This window comes from Janthinobacterium sp. Bl 1 (assembly GCF_058215535.1).
The window spans coordinates 4,157,756-4,174,779 of record NZ_CM177086.1; the positions used below are offsets into that span (position 1 = coordinate 4,157,756).

17 protein-coding genes are annotated in these 17,024 nt (G+C 66.2%); 11 read left to right on the top strand and 6 right to left on the bottom strand.

What is annotated here, in order from left to right:
• Nucleotides 1-6: 6 nt before the first annotated feature.
• The 11 genes from AC4BCN_RS18695 to AC4BCN_RS18745 all read left to right on the top strand — a co-directional run bounded on the left by AC4BCN_RS18695 (nucleotide 7) and on the right by AC4BCN_RS18745 (nucleotide 12,280).
• Entirely contained in the window at nucleotides 7-1,581 is a 1,575-nt protein-coding gene (locus AC4BCN_RS18695; RefSeq protein ID WP_490491470.1) for a hypothetical protein, read from the top strand.
• On the top strand, nucleotides 1,578-2,273 hold the full coding sequence (locus AC4BCN_RS18700) for a hypothetical protein (protein WP_490491471.1): 696 nt from the start codon (nucleotides 1,578-1,580) through the stop codon (nucleotides 2,271-2,273). Before AC4BCN_RS18695 ends, AC4BCN_RS18700 begins: the two co-directional genes overlap by 4 nt.
• Nucleotides 2,270-2,677, top strand: coding sequence for a hypothetical protein (locus tag AC4BCN_RS18705; RefSeq protein WP_490491472.1), 408 nt, complete (start codon nucleotides 2,270-2,272; stop codon nucleotides 2,675-2,677). Before AC4BCN_RS18700 ends, AC4BCN_RS18705 begins: the two co-directional genes overlap by 4 nt.
• Entirely contained in the window at nucleotides 2,674-3,408 is a 735-nt protein-coding gene (locus AC4BCN_RS18710) for a hypothetical protein (protein WP_490491473.1), read from the top strand. Before AC4BCN_RS18705 ends, AC4BCN_RS18710 begins: the two co-directional genes overlap by 4 nt.
• Nucleotides 3,405-4,115 (top strand): prepilin-type N-terminal cleavage/methylation domain-containing protein, encoded by a 711-nt coding sequence (locus tag AC4BCN_RS18715; RefSeq protein WP_490491474.1) that lies wholly within the window; start codon nucleotides 3,405-3,407, stop codon nucleotides 4,113-4,115. The genes AC4BCN_RS18710 and AC4BCN_RS18715 overlap by 4 nt, the downstream gene beginning before the upstream one ends.
• Nucleotides 4,115-4,888: an ABC transporter permease gene (locus AC4BCN_RS18720; RefSeq protein ID WP_490491475.1), complete on the top strand. Its 774-nt coding sequence runs from the start codon at nucleotides 4,115-4,117 to the stop codon at nucleotides 4,886-4,888. Before AC4BCN_RS18715 ends, AC4BCN_RS18720 begins: the two co-directional genes overlap by 1 nt.
• The gene (locus tag AC4BCN_RS18725; RefSeq protein ID WP_490491476.1) at nucleotides 4,888-5,640 is read left to right on the top strand and encodes a hypothetical protein; all 753 of its coding nucleotides are present in this window, start codon (nucleotides 4,888-4,890) and stop codon (nucleotides 5,638-5,640) included. The genes AC4BCN_RS18720 and AC4BCN_RS18725 overlap by 1 nt, the downstream gene beginning before the upstream one ends.
• A gap of 43 nt (nucleotides 5,641-5,683) precedes the next feature.
• A complete protein-coding gene (locus AC4BCN_RS18730; RefSeq protein WP_034755294.1) occupies nucleotides 5,684-6,256 on the top strand; it encodes a prepilin-type N-terminal cleavage/methylation domain-containing protein in 573 nt (190 codons plus the stop codon).
• Nucleotides 6,257-6,283: 27 nt separating this feature from the next.
• Nucleotides 6,284-6,646, top strand: coding sequence for a YgiW/YdeI family stress tolerance OB fold protein (locus tag AC4BCN_RS18735; RefSeq protein WP_128142801.1), 363 nt, complete (start codon nucleotides 6,284-6,286; stop codon nucleotides 6,644-6,646).
• Between the two features lie 232 nt (nucleotides 6,647-6,878).
• Entirely contained in the window at nucleotides 6,879-11,360 is a 4,482-nt protein-coding gene (locus AC4BCN_RS18740; protein ID WP_490491477.1) for a PAS domain-containing protein, read from the top strand.
• Nucleotides 11,357-12,280, top strand: a complete 924-nt coding sequence (locus tag AC4BCN_RS18745) for a diguanylate cyclase domain-containing protein (protein ID WP_490491478.1) — start codon at nucleotides 11,357-11,359, stop codon at nucleotides 12,278-12,280. The genes AC4BCN_RS18740 and AC4BCN_RS18745 overlap by 4 nt, the downstream gene beginning before the upstream one ends.
• A 123-nt stretch (nucleotides 12,281-12,403) precedes the next feature.
• Here AC4BCN_RS18745 and AC4BCN_RS18750 read toward each other — a convergent pair whose 3' ends face one another.
• The 6 genes from AC4BCN_RS18750 to AC4BCN_RS18775 all read right to left on the bottom strand — a co-directional run bounded on the left by AC4BCN_RS18750 (nucleotide 12,404) and on the right by AC4BCN_RS18775 (nucleotide 16,918).
• The gene (locus AC4BCN_RS18750) at nucleotides 12,404-12,859 is read right to left on the bottom strand and encodes a MaoC family dehydratase (protein WP_034755282.1); all 456 of its coding nucleotides are present in this window, start codon (nucleotides 12,857-12,859) and stop codon (nucleotides 12,404-12,406) included.
• The gene (locus tag AC4BCN_RS18755; protein ID WP_072453268.1) at nucleotides 12,852-13,340 is read right to left on the bottom strand and encodes a MaoC family dehydratase; all 489 of its coding nucleotides are present in this window, start codon (nucleotides 13,338-13,340) and stop codon (nucleotides 12,852-12,854) included. Before AC4BCN_RS18755 ends, AC4BCN_RS18750 begins: the two co-directional genes overlap by 8 nt.
• Nucleotides 13,337-14,482, bottom strand: a complete 1,146-nt coding sequence (locus AC4BCN_RS18760) for an acyl-CoA dehydrogenase family protein (protein WP_490491479.1) — start codon at nucleotides 14,480-14,482, stop codon at nucleotides 13,337-13,339. The genes AC4BCN_RS18755 and AC4BCN_RS18760 overlap by 4 nt, the downstream gene beginning before the upstream one ends.
• Before the next feature lie 16 nt (nucleotides 14,483-14,498).
• Nucleotides 14,499-15,689: an acyl-CoA dehydrogenase family protein gene (locus tag AC4BCN_RS18765; protein WP_490491480.1), complete on the bottom strand. Its 1,191-nt coding sequence runs from the start codon at nucleotides 15,687-15,689 to the stop codon at nucleotides 14,499-14,501.
• A gap of 179 nt (nucleotides 15,690-15,868) precedes the next feature.
• Nucleotides 15,869-16,219 (bottom strand): VOC family protein, encoded by a 351-nt coding sequence (locus AC4BCN_RS18770; protein ID WP_338679078.1) that lies wholly within the window; start codon nucleotides 16,217-16,219, stop codon nucleotides 15,869-15,871.
• A gap of 111 nt (nucleotides 16,220-16,330) precedes the next feature.
• On the bottom strand, nucleotides 16,331-16,918 hold the full coding sequence (locus AC4BCN_RS18775) for a TetR/AcrR family transcriptional regulator (RefSeq protein ID WP_490491481.1): 588 nt from the start codon (nucleotides 16,916-16,918) through the stop codon (nucleotides 16,331-16,333).
• Nucleotides 16,919-17,024 lie beyond the last annotated feature (106 nt).

A 17,024-nucleotide genomic window follows, 5' to 3' on the forward strand; every position in this document is an offset into this window, starting at 1 on the left:
ACCGCCGTGTTCCGCAAACAATTACTCTACATCACCAGCGACGCCCTGTGCGCCTACGACTGGGACCATGGCGTGCTGGGCCCGGGCCAGGCCTTTCCCGCCAGCGCGGCCGGGCTGGACGGTTTCGCCGCGTGGCTGGAAGACCCGCAGGCGCACCGCCTCGACGTGCCCGCCTACCTGCTGACGGACTTGATCGAGGAAGATTTCCAGCGCCAGCTGCTGCCCCACGTGCGCGGCAAGGCGGGCCGAGCGCTGCTGGAGCGGCGCAAGCAGCAATTGCACCGCGATACGCCGTACCGGGGCAGCACCCTGCTGGGCCGCGAAAGCACGGGCCGCCATGACGACCAGGTGCTGTTCTTCGCCCTGACCAACCCATCCTTGCTGCAGCCGTGGACGGAGGCGCTCGAGCACTTGCGCGTGCCCGTGGCCGGCATTTATTCGACCAGCCTGCTCAGTATTGCGCTGGTAAAAAAGCTGTCGATCGCGCATGAACACTTGCTGCTGGTGACGCAGCAGTCGGGCGGCTTGCGGCAAAGTTACTATGAAAAGGGCCAGCTGCGCTTTTCGCGCCAGACGGCCACCATCGCGCTCGACGGCGTGGCCGTGAATATTGCGCTGGAAACGGAAAAGACGCGGCAATTTCTCACCAGCACGCGCATGCTGGCGCGCGGCGACGTCTTGAATACCGTCATCCTGGCGCCGGCCGCGCAGATCGCCAAGCTCGAACTGCTGTGCGATAACGGCGTCGAAGTGGCGTATCACTTCATCGACCTGCAGCTGGCCGGCGAACGGGTGGGCTTGCGCCGGACGCCGGCGCTGGCCGATGAATTGCTGCTGACCTTGCTGGGCAAGCATCCGCCGCCCAGCCACTATCCACCCGGCGCGCTGGCCCGCTATTACCACTTCCAGCGCGCGCGCAAGACGCTGTATGGCGCCAGCACGCTGATCGGCGCGTCGGCAGCCCTGTGGTGCGCGATTAACTTGCTTGGCGGCATAGCCGACGGGGCCGCCATCGAACGCCTGACGCAGGAAACGGCGACCTACCAGGAGCGCTACCGCAGCGTCATGTCGACCCAGCCGCCGGCGCCGGCCAAGACGCAGAACATGAAAGTGGCCGTGACCCTCGGTCACATGATCGCCAGCCAGGCGCCGGAGCCGGGCCGGCTGCTGGGCATGCTGAGCGCCGCACTGGACCAGGCGCCGCAGGTGGCGCTCGGCCAGCTGCACTGGCATGCGGGCCAGGCGCCCGCACGCGTGGCCGGCAATCAGCCGCCGCAACAGCAGCAACAGCAGCAAAGTACGGGCGGGCCGACCGGCAGCGCCATGGCCGGCATTCCCGTCGCGCCGCCGCAGGCGCTGCGCCTGGAAGCGGACGTGGCCATGCCGAACAACGATTACCGCGCGGCCCTGGCCGCCATCACGGCCTTCGCGCAAACCCTGGCGCACCAGCCGGGCTTGCAGGTGACGATCGAGGAAACGCCGCTGGACCTGCGCCCCAGCGCGGCCCTGTCCGGCAAGAGCGCCGTGCCGGCGCCAGCCAGCCAGGCCCGCTTCACCCTCTTGCTTGCGTGGCAGCCATGAGCGGCCCCGTCAAACAGCCGCCCCTGCCCGGCATGCAACGGACCGGCACGCCCGCGCGCGCCCTGCCCGCCTGGCTGGGCGAACTGCACCTGATACGCCGCGCCCTGCTGTGCTTTACGCTGACCATGCTGGCCGGCCTGGTGCTGCTGAGCCTGAGCATCGCCTACCGCGAGCGCGAGGCGCAGCAGCTGGACCTGGCCCAGCGCACGCGTTCGGCCGCCGCCATGCTGTTCAACCACGTGGAAGCGGAAAAGCAGGAAATCCGCGCCTACGAACCGCGATTCCTCGCCTTGCGCCAGCGCGGCCTGATCGGCGAGGAAAACCGCCTCGCCTGGATCGACGCCATCCGCCGCAGCCAGGAACAGCGCAAACTGCTGCCGATCAGCTATGACATCAGCCCGCAGCAAGGGCTGCAAGTGCCATTGCCCATGGTGATGGGACAATATCAGCTGCGCGGCAGCCGCATGCGCCTGCAGATGGATTTGCTGCACGAGATGGATTTGCTGAACCTGCTGGACGATTTGCGCCAGGCCGGCTATTTCGCCGTGCAGGATTGCACGCTCAAGCGGCATGCCACGGCCGGCGCGGGTCCAGGCACAGGCAACGCAAGCGGGGCGGCGCCCGCCCTGGGCGCCGAATGCGAGCTGCTGTGGCTGACCCTGGGCAGCACGCCCGTGCCGGGGCGGCCATGAAGCGTCCCCTCGTCCTCAGCGTGCTGCTGGCTGGCGCCGCGCTCGCGGCGCAGGCGCAGCCACCGCAGCTGGGGCGGTTGTTCCTGTCGCCCGAGCAGCGCGCCCAGCTCGACGCGCAGCGCTACGGCCCGCCGGCGCCCGATCCGGCCCTGGCGGCGCCACCGTCCCCGCCACAGCCACCGCCGCCCGCCCCGCCCGTGGAATTGAATGGCGTGGTACAGCGCAGCAGCGGCCGCACCACCGTCTGGCTGAACCAGGAAGCACAGAACGAACCGCACAACCACCTCGCGCGCGGCCAGCCCGGCACCCTGACCTTGCGCCTGTCGAACGGCCAGGTGCTGCTGCTCAAACCCGGCCAGCGCTACGATCCGGCCAGCGGCACGGTCACCGAGGCGCCGCCATGACGCCGTGCCAAGCGCATCACCAACTTCGTCGCCAGCGCGGCGCCGCCCTGTTGCTGCTGGTGGCCGTGCTGGGCCTGGGCACGGCCAGCCTGCTGATCAGCGCCTTCGGGCGCAACACGGGCGAAGCCGAACGCCAGCAGCGCACCTTGGCCACCCTGGCGCAGGCGCGCGACGCCTTGCTGGGCTTTGCGGCGACCAATGGCCGCCTGCCCCGTCCGGCCGCCTCCGCCCTCGACGGGCGCGAACGGGCCACCGACTGCGCCAACGATACCGAGTGCAGCGGCTTTTTGCCGTGGGTCGCGCTGGGCGTGGATGGCGTGGATGCCTGGGGCAAGCTGCTGCGCTACAGCGTCACGCCGGAAATGGCGCGCGCGCCCATCGTCTCGTTTTCCGCCGTCGCCAACAGAGTCGTTGTCACGCGCGACGGCCGCGGCGCCATCTCCTTCGTGGCGGGACAGGAGCAGTGCGACGTCAGCGCCCAGTGCCTGCCCGTCGTGCTGTTCTCGCAAGGCAAGGATCACTATGGCACGGCCGCCAGCGGCGTGCCGCAGATCAATACGGCGCGCGGCAATATCGATGAAGCGGCCAACGACAGCGCCAGCCGCAGCTTCATCACCCGCCCCGCCACCGGACTTGCCACGCTGCCCGGTGGCGCCTTTGACGACATGCTCACCTGGATTACCTTGCCTACCCTGTACCAACGCATGCGCGCCGCGCGCAACCTGCCATGAGCGCCCGCCATCCGCGCCGCCAGGGCGGCTTTTCCCTGATCGAGATCGCCATCGTGCTCGTCATCGTCGGCCTGATGATAGGCGGCCTGGTCACGCCGTTGACGGTGCAACTGGAACAGCGCAAGGTGGCCGAGACGCAGCAGGCGCTCAATGAAGCGAAGGAAGCGCTGACGGGCTACGCGCTGCGCTACGGCTACCTGCCGTGTCCCGCCATTTCCGCAATGAGCGGCCTGGAAGACCGGCGCGGCGCGCGCTGCACGGGCGAAAAACGCGCCGGTTTCCTGCCTTGGGCCACCCTGGGGCTGCGCCAGGGCGACAGCTGGAACAATCTGTTCCGCTACAGCGTCACGCCGGCCTTCAGCGACAGCGAGCAGCAGTTCAACCTGGGCACGCCGCGCGACATCAGCATCGTCACGCGCAATGGCGGCGCGCTGCTGCAGGCGACGGCCTTGCGGGACATCCCCGCCATGATCATGTCGCATGGGAAAAACGGCTTCGGCGCCACGGGCGTGCAGGGCCAGCGCCAGGCTGTGCCTTTCGGTAACAATGTCGACGAGCGCAACAATGCATCGAACGCCACCACCTTCATCAGCCGCGCCGCCAGCGGCCCGCAGCAGCCGGGCGGCGAGTTCGACGATATCATCGTCTGGCTGTCGCCCAACATCCTGTTCAACCGCATGGTGGCGGCGCAAAGGCTGCCCCGCTGATGCGCATGCTCTTGCCCTCGTTCACCATCGCCCGCTACACGCTGCTCGAAGCGCTGCGCAGCCGCCTGCCGTGGCTGTTCGTGCTGGTGGCCTGCGCTTGCGCCGGCCTGGCCGGCTTCCTGCAGCAACTGGCGCTGACGGAAAGCGGCGCCGTGCAAACGTCCCTGCTGGCGGCCGCCTCGCGCCTGGCCAGTGTCTTCCTGCTGGCAACGTTCATCATCACCAGCATGGCGCGCGAAGCGGCCGACCGGGGCCTCGAGTTGCTGCTGGCTCTGCCCATGCCGCGCGCAGCCTACCTGCTGGGAAAACTGCTGGGCTACGCAGTGCTGGCGGCCGTGCCCGCCATGCTGTTCGGCCTGTTGATGGCGCTGTTCGCCGCGCCCGCGCAAAGCGCGCTGTGGGCGCTGTCCCTGCTGGGCGAACTGTGGATCGTCGCCGCCTTCAGCCTGCTGTGCGCGGCCAGCCTGCATCAGGCCTTGCCTGCGCTGGCCGCCACGGGCGGCTTCTATGTGCTGGCGCGCATGCTGGGCAGCCTGCAACTGCTGGCGCACGGCCCGCAAGCGGGCGAGTCATGGCCGCAGCGGGCCACGGCCGGCGCCATCGACGTGCTGGCCCTGCTGCTGCCCCGCCTCGACGCCTTTACGCGCACGGAGTGGCTGCTGTACGCAACCGGCGACTGGCAAGCCCTGGCCGGCGTGGCGGCGCAAACGGCCATCTATGTCGGCTTGCTGGCCAGTTGCGCGCTGTGCGATTTTTACCGCAGGAACATCTGATGGCCGCCGCCCAGCGTCCCTGGAGCAGCGTGCCGCGCCCCCTGTGCTGGCTGCTGGCGGCCTGCCTGCTGCTGCAGCTGGGCTGGCGCCTGGCGCAGCAGTACGCACCGGCACAGGCACGGCCCCTGCCCGCCGCGCCGCCGGCAAGCGTGGCGCGCCTGGCCAGCCTGGGCGAACCGCTGGCCATGTCGAAGGCCATGCTGCTGTACCTGCAGTCGTTCGAGGACCAGCCCGGCGTCAGCCTGCCGTGGCGCGCGCTCGACTATGACCGCCTGGCCGGCTGGCTGGAGACGGCGCAAACGCTCGATCCGCGCAGCCGCTACGCGCTGGTAGCCGCCAGCGAAGTCTACGCGGGCGTGGCCGACCCGCAGCGGGCACGGCGCATGCTGGCCTTTGTCGCCGCCAGCTTCGCGGCCGACCCGCAACAGCGCTGGCCCGCCATGGCGCAGGCGGTGCTGGTGGCGAAGCACCAGCTGCACGACCTGCCGCTGGCGCTCGGCTATGCGCGCACTCTGCGCCAGCTGGCGACGGGGCCGCACGTGCCGCCGTGGGTGCGCGAAATGGAAGCGTTCATCCTGGAAGACATGGACCAGCTCGACAGCGCCCGCCTGGTGATCGGCGGCCTGATCGCCAGCGGCCAGATCAGCGACCCGCACGAGCTCGCTTTCCTCGCGCGCAAGCTCGAGGAACTGGCCAAAAAGAAAAAAACGCCCTGCGCGCGCGGCGCCATTTGCAGTAAACTGCGATCCTGAAGCTGCCATACCCAGCACCAGCACTTTTTTCCAAGGAAATCCCATGCTCCCACGCCGCCAGCACGGCTTTACGCTCGTAGAAATCGCCATCGTCCTGGTCATCATCGGCTTGCTGCTCGGTGGCGTGCTCAAGGGACAAGGCTTGATCGACAGCGCCAAGGTGAAAAACATCATCCAGCAGTCGAATGCGCTGACGGCCGCCGTCAACGCCTACCAGGACAAGTTCCGCGCCCTGCCCGGCGACGATATCCAGGGCACCGTGCACGTGCCCAATTCGGCCGGCAACGGCAATGGCGATGGCCAGATCGGCGACGGCCAGCCGCGCGAATTCACCTTGGCGCCGCAGCACCTGGCGCTGGGCGGCTTCATCACCGGCTCGTTCAACGGCACCTCGCAATTCATGACCAGCGCCCAGGGCGGCGCCGTCTACCTGTACAACGACGAAGTGGGCGGCCGGGCCGGCAACGGCATCCGTTTCGACAACCTGCCCGAAAGCTATGCCGAGCAGATCGACAGCAAACTCGACGATGGCGTGGCCAGCACGGGCAGCGTCCGGGCGAACATGCCCTATGGCAATGCCGGTGCTATCATTCCCCGCACCGCCGTATTTTTCTGAGCCACCAGTCACTATCGAAGGAATACCATGTCACTGCACCGCACACTCATCGTCTCCCTGGCCGCCTGCGCCGCGCTGGCCGGCAGCGCGCAAGCCCAATATGTGGGACCGACGACCGGCCCGGCCGCGCCCGCCAATGTGGCCGCCATTCTGAAAAATCCCGTCGACGACCAGGCCGTCGTGCTGCGCGGCAACCTGCTGCGCAAAGTGGGCAACGAGAAATATACCTTCTCAGACGGCACGGCGGAAATCCGCGTGGACATCGACGACAAGGTCTTCATGAACCGCAAGATCGACGCCAAAACCCGCGTGGAAATCCGTGGCGAAGTGGAAAAAGATTTCATGGAAAGCCCGGAAATCGATGTCGACGTATTGACCGTGGTCCCGTAAGCTGCCTTGCCATCCCGCCGCCATGGCGGGATGGGCGTCACCCTCTTCTGTATGCCTTGCGCAACCTTTTTTCCATTCCAGAAACTAGGCTTGTCAGAACAATCAATTTCGTCTAGCATCTTTTCATTCAAGGTCAGCCAGCGCCAGCGTGAGCCTGCCTGTCGACTCATCCATTCTGGGAGCTTTCCGGGTGCAAGATTTGCCTTCGATACGCTCAAGAATTTCATGGCTGGTGCTTGCCTGGGTCATTCCGACGGCCCTCGTGTTTCTCCTGCTCGTGGCGCAAAGCTACACGCGCGAACGCGACCATGTCGTCAGCGAAACGGCGCAGGCGGCGCGCGCCGTCACGGCCGCCGTCGAACGCGACTTGAGCGGCGCCCAGCTGGCCGCGCACATCCTGGCCGCCTCGCCCGCCCTGCAAAACGACGACATTGGCGCCCTGCGCGCCCTGGCCGGCAGCCTGCTGCAGCCGGGCCTGGCCGTCAGCGCCTTCATCATCTCCGACGCGAAGGGACGCCAGCTGGTCAATACAGCCCTGCCCGCCGGCCAGGCGCCGCCCCCCTTGCCGCAAAAATGGGCCGCCAGCATGGAGCGCACGCGCGAGCACGGCAAGGCACGGCTGACCAGTTTGCTCATCGCGCCGGACGAGGTGCCGCGGCTGGCCCTGAACCAACCTTTGCCGCGTGACAAGGGCCCCGCCTATGTGCTGACGGCGCTGTACCCGTCCGACTACCTGCCCCTGCTGCTGCGCGAGCTGCACCTGCCCGCCTACCTGGGCGCGGCCATCGTCAATGCCGACGGCATCAACGTGGCGCGCACCCTGGCGCCGCAGCGCTATGTGGGCCGGCGCACCGCGGCGCCCCTGCTCGAGCAGATACGCCAGGCGCGCGAAGGCGTGCTGCGCCATACCACCCTGGAAGGGCTCGACGTATATACGGGCTTTCGCCGCGCGCCGGACGACGCCTGGACGGTGGCCGTCACCATGCGCACCAGCACGGTGGCCGAAGCCCTGCTGGGCTCGGTGGTCACCGGTTCCCTCATCCTGGCCCTGCTGCTGGGCACCGGCTTTGCCCTGGCCTGGCGCGTGGGCGGCCGCCTGGCCCGCACCTTGCAGGAACTGACGCAGCAGATCCACGCGCTGGCGCAGGGCAAACCGCTGCTCTCGCACCGCCACGCGGACCGCGAATCGGCCGACATGGCAGGTGCCCTGGGCGCGCTGGAGCGCGATTTGCGGCGCCACCGTACGCAGCTCGAAAGCCTGGTGGCCGAACGCACGCTGGCCCTGGAAAAATCCACGCGCCTGCTGGAAACCGTGTACGCGACGGCGCCCATCGGCATGCTGTTCGTGGGCCTGGACTTGCGCATCGTCATGATCAACCACTACCTGGCCGCCATCAGCGGCGCCAGCGTGGCGCAGCATCTGGGCCAGCCCGTGGGCGCCATGCAGTTCGACGACGCCGTGCGCATGGAGGTGGAGCGCTGCGTGCGCCAGGTGATTGACACAGGAACGCCCATCGTCGACCTCGAATTGCAAGGCCATGGCGGGCGGCAGCGCGAACAGCTCAGCCACTGGATCGTCTCGTATCACCCGATCTTCGGCCCCGAACAGAAATTGCTGGGCGTATCGGGCCTGTGGCTGGACATTAGCGAGCGCAAACGCAGCGAAGCGGAGTTCCGCCGCTCGAAACACCTGTTCGGCACCATCATCGAAAACATCCCGGCCATGGTCTTCGTCAAGCGCGCCGACAAGCTGAGCTTTGAAATGATCAACCGCCACGCGGAACTGACCCTGGGACGCTCGCGCGAGCAATTGCTGGGCAAGACCGACCACGATTTCTTCCCGCCGCAGCAGGCGTCCGCCTTCGTCAGCGCCGACCGCAAGCTGCTGGCCACGGGGCAGATGGTGGAAATCGAACAGGAGGCGATCAACACGGCAGACGGCACGACGCGCCACTTCACCACGCGCAAGGTGGTGTTGCGCGACGATGCGGGGCGCGCCAGCCATGTGCTGGGAGTGTCGATCGACATCACGGAACGCAAGCGCGCCACCGAGGTGCTGCACGCCACCACCTTGCGCCTGGAACAGAGCGAGCGCTTCATCCGCACCGTCACCGACAACCTGCCCGGCATGGTGTCGTACTGGGGCGCCGATCTGCGTTGCCGCTTCGCCAATAATTTCTACAATGAATGGTTTGGCCGCAGCAGCGCCGAGCTGGCCGGCATCCACATGAGCGAATTGCTGGGGCAGGAACTGTTCGACGTGTACGCGCCCCACGTCGAGGGCGTGCTGGCGGGCCGGCCGCAAAGCTTCGAGCGCGACCTGCTCGACCCCACGGGCCAGGTGTGCCACACGTGGACCAATTACATTCCCGACCTCGACGACGGCGGCGGCGTGCGCGGCTTCTTCGTGCTGGCCTCGGACGTGTCCGAACTCAAGCGCACGGAATTGCGCCTGCACGAACTGAACGAGCAAATGGTGCGCGCGCGCGACAAGGCCGAGGCGGCCAGCACGGCGAAGAGCGAATTCGTCGCCAACATGAGCCATGAAATCCGCACGCCGATGAACGCCATCATCGGCCTGGCGCGCCTGCTGGAAGAGTCGCCGCTGGAACGGCGCGAGCGCAGCTATGTGGGCAAGATCCAGATGGCCACGCAGTCGCTGCTCCATATCGTCAACGACGTGCTCGATTTTTCCAAGATCGAGGCGGGACAAATGGTGCTGGAACAGCGCCGCTTCCAGCTCGAACGCATGCTGGGCAGCGTCGGCGTGCTGCTGGCCAGCAGCGCCTGGGCGCGCGGCGTGGAGCCCGTGTTCGTGCTCGATCCGGGCGTGCCGGACGAACTGATCGGCGACGCCCTGCGCGTGGAACAGATCCTGATCAACCTCATGGGCAACGCAGTCAAGTTCACCTCACATGGCGAAGTGGTGCTGGCCATCACCATGGTGGCCGAGGATGCGGCCAGCGCCACCCTCGAGTTTTCCGTGCGCGACACGGGCATCGGCATCGGCGCGGCCGAGCAGGAACACATCTTCGACGCGTTTTCCCAGGGCGACAGCGGCACCAGCCGCAAATACGGCGGCACGGGACTGGGGCTGGCCATCTGCCGGCGCATGGTGGAATTGATGGGCGGCCAGCTCAGCGTGAAAAGCACGCTGGGCCAGGGGTCCGACTTCCGCTTCAGCTGCCGCTTCGACAAGGTGGCGCCACCGCCCGAGCCGCACGGCAAGGGCGCGTCCAGGGTGCTGTCGCTGCTGATCATCGACGACAACGCCAGCGTGCGCGCCATGCTGGAAGACTGGTGCGCGGCGCAGGGCTGGCGCAGCCGCAGCGCCGACAGCGGCGCGGCCGGCCTGGCCCTGCTGCGTGCCCAGGCCAGCGGCGAACCGGCGGCCGATCTCGTGCTGCTGGACGCGGCCATGCCGGGCATGGATGGCATTTCCATGCTCACCGAGGCGCGCACCGAGGAACACCTGGTGCTGCCGCCCGTGATCATGCTGGTGGCCGACCAGGACAGCGAAAACCTCGAACGCCTGGCCGACAGCCTGATGCTGGCCGGCATCGTCTCGAAACCGGCCACCCCGGCGCGCCTGCTGGCGGCCGTCACCGCCGTGCGGGATGGACGCCATGGCCGCAGCGCGCCATCCATGCTGCCCGTGTCCACGCCCCTGTCGGGCTTGCTGGAAGGCATGCGCGTTTTGCTGGTGGAGGACAATGAAATCAACCAGGAAGTGGCGCAGTACATCCTCCTGCATTCGGGCGCGCGCGTGGCCGTGGCCACCAACGGCAGGCTGGCCGTCGACATGCTGGCGCACAGCCCGCAAGCGTGGGACGTGGTGCTGATGGATTTGCAGATGCCCGTCATGAATGGCTACGACGCCACCCTGGCCATCCGCGCGCTGGGCTTGCCGGACTTGCCCATCGTCGCCATGACGGCCAATGCCATGGACGAAGACCGCCTGCGCGCGATTTCCAGCGGCATGAATGCGCACGTGGCCAAGCCCATCGACGTCGACGACATGATCGAGACCCTGACCCGCCTGGTGCCGGCGCCCCACAGTGGCGGCAGCAGCGCCGCGCAGCCAGGCAGCGGCGCCACGGAGGTGCTGGAAATGCCGGCCTCGATACCCGGCATCGACCTGGCTGCCGCCCTGCACCGCTTCGGCGGCGATTACGGCGCCTTCCTGGCGCTGCTCAAGCGCTTTGAAAATTCGCAGGGCGACGCCGTCGAGGAAGCCCGGCGCCTGCTGGCCGATGGCCAGACGCCGCAGGCGGCGCAGCTGCTGCACCGCGTGTGCGGCGTGGCGGCCAACCTGGGCGCGACCCATGTCGCCAGCCTGGCCGCCGAAACGGAAAAAGCGCTGAAAACAGGGCAATCACACGCTACGGCCGCCCTGCTGGAACAGCTGAAACGGGCGATGGCCGAAGTCATCGATGCGGCGCGCACCCTGCCCTCGCCCCTGCGGCGCGGGCAGCCGGCCCAGGCCGCGCCCGGCAGCGCACCGGTCGACCTGCGCGCCGGCCTGGCCGAGCTGCTCGTGCTGATCCGCAACAATAACCTGAAGGCGCTGGCCCAGTTCCACGTCCTGCACCCCGCCCTGCAACAGTCGGACCGGGAAGCGGCCCTGGCGCTGGCCAACGCGATTGAAACGCTGAATTTTTCCGAAGCGGAAAAACTCGTGCTCGATCAGCTGAAACGAGAGGAAAACAAGTGAGCTGGACCAACCTTGCCATGAACGGGCGCATCCTCATCGTCGATGACGCCATGGAAAACATCCAGATCCTGCACCAGCTGCTGCGCGAGGAACACGACGTGCTGTTCGCCCTGAGCGGCGAGAAGGCGCTGGAAATCGCGCACAATCAACTGCCGGACCTGATCCTGCTCGACGCCGTCATGCCCGGCATGGATGGCTATGCCGTCTGCAATGCGCTGCGCGAATCGGCCATCCTCAGCGCCATTCCCGTCATCTTCGTCACTGCCCTGAACCAGCCCGAAGACGAAACGCGGGCGCTGGAAGCGGGCGCCGTCGATTTCATCACGAAACCGTTCAACGCGGCCGTCGTGCGGGCCCGCGTGCGCAGCCAGCTGACCATCAAGCGGCAGGCCGACGCCATGCGCGAACTGTCGCTGACGGACTCGCTGACGGGCGTGGCCAACCGGCGCAGCTTCAACGACACGATGGACAGCGAATGGCGGCGCTGCGCACGCGACGGCATGCCGATGGCCCTCATCATGGCCGATATCGACCATTTCAAGGATTACAACGACACGTATGGCCACCAGGCGGGCGACCTGTGCCTGCAGCAGGTGAGCGCCGCCCTGCGCCGCTGCGCCGTGCGCCCGCCCGACCTGCTGGCGCGCTACGGCGGCGAAGAATTCATCATCCTGCTACCGCAGGAAACGCGCGACGGCGCCGAAGTCGTTGCCCAGCGCATCCTCGACGAAGTGCGCGCGCTGCATATTCCCCACGCCAGATCGAGCGTCGGCCCGCACGTCACCGTCAGCCTGGGCATGGCCAGCGTCATGCCCACGGAAGGCATGGACCCGAGCGCCCTGATCCGCGCCGCCGACGCCCTGCTGTACCGCGCCAAGCAGACGGGGCGCGACAGGTATTGCGCGTCGGAGGGGGAGTGAACAGGAGGCGCGCGCCTACTGCGTGCCTGCTTGCCTGCGTCGGCTTACGCCCTGCGGGCTAAGCCGACCTACGCCGACCTACGCCAACCTACTCAGACCTACGCGGCGAGCCAGGCTTGCCGCTCAGGGATAGCAGCGCATCAAAAACTCCGCCACGCACACGGGTTTCGTGTCGCCTTCGCGCTCCATGGTGACGGCCCAGTTCACTTGCGCGCCTTCCGGCAAGTCGTCGACGGAAAGGATGTCGAGCCGCGCGCGCAAACGGCTGCCGACGGGCACGGGCGCGGGAAAGCGCACCTTGTTTAAACCGTAGTTGATGGCCATGCGGATGCCGGCCATGTGCAAGGCGCCCTGCAACATGGCCGGCAGCAGCGACAAGGTCAGGAAGCCGTGCGCCACCGTGCAGCCGTACGGCGACTCGCGCGCGCAGCGCTCCGTATCGACGTGGATCCACTGGTGGTCATCCGTGGCGTCGGCAAAGGTGTCGATGCGCTGCTGGGTGATGGTCAGCCAGTCGGAAACGGCCACGTGCTGCCCCGCCAGCGCTTGAAAACCGGCGATGCCGGCGATATCACGCATGCTGCTCTCCGGCAGGACGGCGGCCGAACATGCCCATGCCTTCGACGGTGGTCACCACTTCGCCATGCTGGTTGCGCACGCTCCACACGGAAATGACGATGCCGCGATCCGGTTTCGACGTGGACGGGCGCACTTCCTTGACCTGGTAGGTCAGCTGCAAGGTGTCGCCCGCGCGCACGGGCTTGAGCCAGCGGATGCTGTCCAGGCCGGGCGAACCCATGCTGGACGAATGCTTGAGCAGGTTGTCGACCACCAGACGCATCATCATGCCGCACGTATGCCAGCCACTGGCGATGACGCCCTTGAAGATCGTCTTTTCGGCGGCGTCATGGTCGACGTGGAATGGCTGCGGGTCGAAATCCGTGGCGAAGGCGATGATTTCCTTTTCCGTCACATGGCGCTGGCCCAGGTCGATTTCCAGGCCTTGCGTAAAGTCTTCGAAATACCAGTGTTTCGGGGTGATGGCAGGCGATGCGGTCATGCGGTCTCCGTCGGCAAGAAGCCCGGCTGGGCGATAAAGCGCTCGATGTGATGGTCCACGTCGCCCAGGGTCAGGGCGATCATGGAGAGACGCTTGAAATGGTGGGCGGCGGGCAATTCGTCCGTGACGCCCATGCCGCCATGCAATTGCACGGCTTGCTGGCCGACAAAAGTGGCGGCCAGTCCCACCCGCGCCTTGGCGGCGGACACCGTACGGCGGCGTTCAACCGCATCGTCGCTGTCGGCCTTGGCGGCGGCCAGCATGGCCATCGAACGGGCCTGCTCCAGGTGGATGAACATGTCGGCCATGCGGTGCTGCAAGGCCTGGAACTTGCCGATGGGCGCGCCGAACTGCTGGCGCGTCTTCAGGTACTCGAGGGTGGCGGCAAAGATGGCGTCCATGGCGCCCACGGCTTCCGCACACAGCAAGGCGGCACCGTAATCCACTGCCGCGTCGAGCACGGGCCAGCCCTGCCCCGTTTGGCCGATCAGGGCGTCTTGCCCCAGCACCACTTGCACGAGGGTGACCGTGGCGGCGCGCTGGCCGTCAATGGTGCGGTAGTCGCGCACGGAAACGCCGGGCGCGTCAACAGGCACGAGGAACAGCGAAATGCCATCCGTATCGCTCTGGCCGCCGCTGCTGCGCGCCGAGACGATCAGCGCACCCGCCTGGGCGCCATGGATGACGACGGTTTTCTCGCCGTCGAGCACGAAACCGTCGCCGCTGGCGGTGGCCGTGGTGGCGATATCGTGCATATCGTGGCGCGACTGCCGCTCGCCCAGCGCACAAGCGAGCTTCAGGCTGCCGCTGGCGACCTGTTCCAGCACAGCATCGTGGCCTCCGGCCAGGCTCAAGAAGCGCGCGCCCAGCACGGTAGCCAGGTAGGGCTCGACCACCAGGCCACGGCCCAGTTCCTGCATCACCAGCAGCATGTCGACGGCCGTGCCGTCGAAGCCGCCCGCGCTGGCCGGCAGCGGCAAGGCCGTCATGCCAAGCTCGGCCAGGGTGGCCCAGGCCTCGTCAGACGTACCCGTGGCCGAGTGGACGATCTGCTTGCGCGTTTCAAACGGGTAATCCTTGTCCACCCAGCGCCTGAGCGCATCGGCGAATTGCTGCTGTTCCTGATTAAATTGGAAGTCCATGTCGTCTCCTTCTGGCTTACAGGCCCAGGATCATCTGCGTGATGATGTTTTTCTGGATTTCATTTGAGCCGCCATAGATCGATGTCTTGCGGTAATTGAAGTAGTACGCGGCCAGCGGGGCGGCCAGGTCGTCGCCGCCAGCACTGTGTTGCGCGCCGCCGTCGAGGAAATCAGGGTCGAACGGCAAGGCTTGCGGGCCGATGGCTTCGACCATCAGTTCCGTCAGCTGCTGCTGCAGTTCAGATCCCCGCACCTTCAGCATCGACGCCTGCGGCCCTGGTCCCTTGCCTTCTTCGCTGATGACGCGCAAGACCGTCATTTCCAGCGCCATCAATTCGATCTCCAGAGTAGCGACCTTGGCGGCAAACGCGGGATCGTGCAGCAGCGGCGCGCCGCGCTTGGTCTGCTGCATGGCCAACTGCTTGAGGAACGTCAGCTCGCGCTTCGAGCGGCCGACGGCGGCGATGCCCGTGCGCTCGTGGCCCAGCAAATACTTGGCGTACGTCCAGCCCTTGTTTTCCTGGCCAACCAGATTGCTGACGGGCACGCGCACATTGTCGAAGAAGACTTCGTTCACTTCATGTTCTTCATCGAGCATGATGATGGGGCGCACGGTGATGCCCGGCGTTTTCATGTCGATCAGCAAGAAACTGATGCCTTCCTGCTTGCGCACCGTGCTGTCCGTGCGTACCAGGCAAAAGATCATGTCCGCGTGCTGGCCCAGGGTCGTCCAGGTTTTCTGGCCATTGACGATGTAATGGTCGCCGTTGCGCTCGGCCGTGGTTTTCAGCGAGGCCAGGTCGGACCCGGCGCCTGGCTCTGAGTAACCCTGGCACCACCAATCGTCGCAATTCAAAATGCGCGGCAAGTAGTATGCTTTTTGTTCGGCGCTGGCGAAGGCCATGATAACGGGCGCCACCATGTTGACGCCGAATGGCAGGATCGGCGGCGTGGCGGCGCGCGCGCATTCGTCTTCCCAGATATGGCGCTGCACGGACGTCCAGCCCGTGCCACCATATTCGACGGGCCAGGCCGGCGCGGCCCAGCCCTGCTGCGCGACAATCTTGTGCCAGCGCACGTAGTCGTCGCGGTTCAGGCGCAAATGCTGGCGCACCTTGCGCTGCAAATCCGCCGGCAAATGGGTGTCGAGGAAGGCGCGCACCGTGTCGCGGAAGGCCATCTCCTCGGCCGTGTAATGCAGGTCCATGTCTGTCTCCTTGTTCTTGTCGGTTGCCGTGATAACTGCACGCAAGGAAGCTCAGCGCACAAAAAAGCACGACCGTTCTCAAGGATTGTACAACAGATTGGGAGCAGCACCAGCGGTTTTACAATGGCTGGCGCGGCAAGGCAAGCGGGTGGAATCGGCTGGCTGCCGTGGCGCCGCGTCTATGTGTGCGACAGGATATTGATGAGCTTGCCGAAAGGGTCGCGCACGAAAAAACGCCGGACACCCCAAGGTTCATCGGCAGGGCCATATTCAATAGGAAACCCTGCTCCGGACATGCGTTCGAAGGCGGTATCCACGTCATCGACTTCAATGGAAAGGTCAGGCACGGCAGTGTTCGAGCCGCCTTCCGTCGCAAAGCTCACTTGAACGCTCATCTCGGCTTGCGAACCATACGTCATGATCCAGCCATGGTCCATCAACAGGCTCAGGCCCAGCACGTCCTCGTAAAACGTCCGCGCCAGGCCCGGATCCGACGCCGGGAAATTTGCAACGATACGCGTGACTTGCATAGTTTTCCTCCGTATCAATATAAGCTTCGACGCTATTCCCCCACCCTGCTCAATATCGTCATCGACTTCTGCAGGCATGTCCGCTACTGGCGAGATTAGCACTTTTCGCCATTACCGTTGAAGCAGCAGCCCCCGTAGCAGCAATTCCAATGCCGCCACTGCTTTTACCAGGCGCGCATTGCCTTCGTCGCCGTCGGCGATCCAGAATGCCGCTTCCGCCAGGCTGCCGTAGATCAGCGAAGCCAGTGCCTGCGGACAAGCGTCGGCCACGATGCCTTGGTGAATCAGCTGCTGGATAAGCGCTTGCATCGACTCGAGGCAATGGCGCTGCGAGTCCGGTGAAGCGCCGCCCAGGACCGCCCTGGCATCGCGCAAGACGATGCGCTGAATTTCCGGCTCCAGGGCCATCTCCAGATAGGCACGGCAGCGATGGCGAAAGCCCTCCCACAGGTCCCCGGCGCTGTCGGAGATGGTTTGCAGGCGGCCATCCATTTCCGCATCGATCTGCTCCACCACCGCCAGCAGCAAGCCTTTCTTGTCGCCGAAGTGATGATACAGCGCCCCACGCGTCAGCCCTGCCTGCGCGGTGAGGTCGTCCATGGACGTGTCGGCATAACCGCGCTCGCTGAACACTTTGCGGGCGGTGGCCAGCAGCGAGGCGCGGGTTTCTTCCATTTCCACACGGGTGCGGCGAACCATTGCTTTCTCCTTACATACGTAACGTATGATTGTTTGCATTCACTCCGTATGTATATATACTTTATTCATACGCGATGTATGTATTATCGCTGCGGCGTGTTTCCGT

Bases quoted from the DNA above. Each gene is read 5' to 3' on its own strand.
- AC4BCN_RS18700 (WP_490491471.1), top strand. From the start codon at position 1,578: ATGAGCGGCCCCGTCAAACAGCCGCCCCTGCCCGGCATGCAACGGACC.
- AC4BCN_RS18705 (WP_490491472.1), top strand. From the start codon at position 2,270: ATGAAGCGTCCCCTCGTCCTCAGCGTGCTGCTGGCTGGCGCCGCGCTC.
- AC4BCN_RS18710 (WP_490491473.1), top strand. From the start codon at position 2,674: ATGACGCCGTGCCAAGCGCATCACCAACTTCGTCGCCAGCGCGGCGCC.
- AC4BCN_RS18715 (WP_490491474.1), top strand. From the start codon at position 3,405: ATGAGCGCCCGCCATCCGCGCCGCCAGGGCGGCTTTTCCCTGATCGAG.
- AC4BCN_RS18720 (WP_490491475.1), top strand. From the start codon at position 4,115: ATGCGCATGCTCTTGCCCTCGTTCACCATCGCCCGCTACACGCTGCTC.
- AC4BCN_RS18725 (WP_490491476.1), top strand. From the start codon at position 4,888: ATGGCCGCCGCCCAGCGTCCCTGGAGCAGCGTGCCGCGCCCCCTGTGC.
- AC4BCN_RS18730 (WP_034755294.1), top strand. From the start codon at position 5,684: ATGCTCCCACGCCGCCAGCACGGCTTTACGCTCGTAGAAATCGCCATC.
- AC4BCN_RS18735 (WP_128142801.1), top strand. From the start codon at position 6,284: ATGTCACTGCACCGCACACTCATCGTCTCCCTGGCCGCCTGCGCCGCG.
- AC4BCN_RS18750 (WP_034755282.1), bottom strand. From the start codon at position 12,859: ATGCGTGATATCGCCGGCATCGCCGGTTTTCAAGCGCTGGCGGGGCAG.
- AC4BCN_RS18755 (WP_072453268.1), bottom strand. From the start codon at position 13,340: ATGACCGCATCGCCTGCCATCACCCCGAAACACTGGTATTTCGAAGAC.
- AC4BCN_RS18760 (WP_490491479.1), bottom strand. From the start codon at position 14,482: ATGGACTTCCAATTTAATCAGGAACAGCAGCAATTCGCCGATGCGCTC.
- AC4BCN_RS18765 (WP_490491480.1), bottom strand. From the start codon at position 15,689: ATGGACCTGCATTACACGGCCGAGGAGATGGCCTTCCGCGACACGGTG.
- AC4BCN_RS18770 (WP_338679078.1), bottom strand. From the start codon at position 16,219: ATGCAAGTCACGCGTATCGTTGCAAATTTCCCGGCGTCGGATCCGGGC.
- AC4BCN_RS18775 (WP_490491481.1), bottom strand. From the start codon at position 16,918: ATGGTTCGCCGCACCCGTGTGGAAATGGAAGAAACCCGCGCCTCGCTG.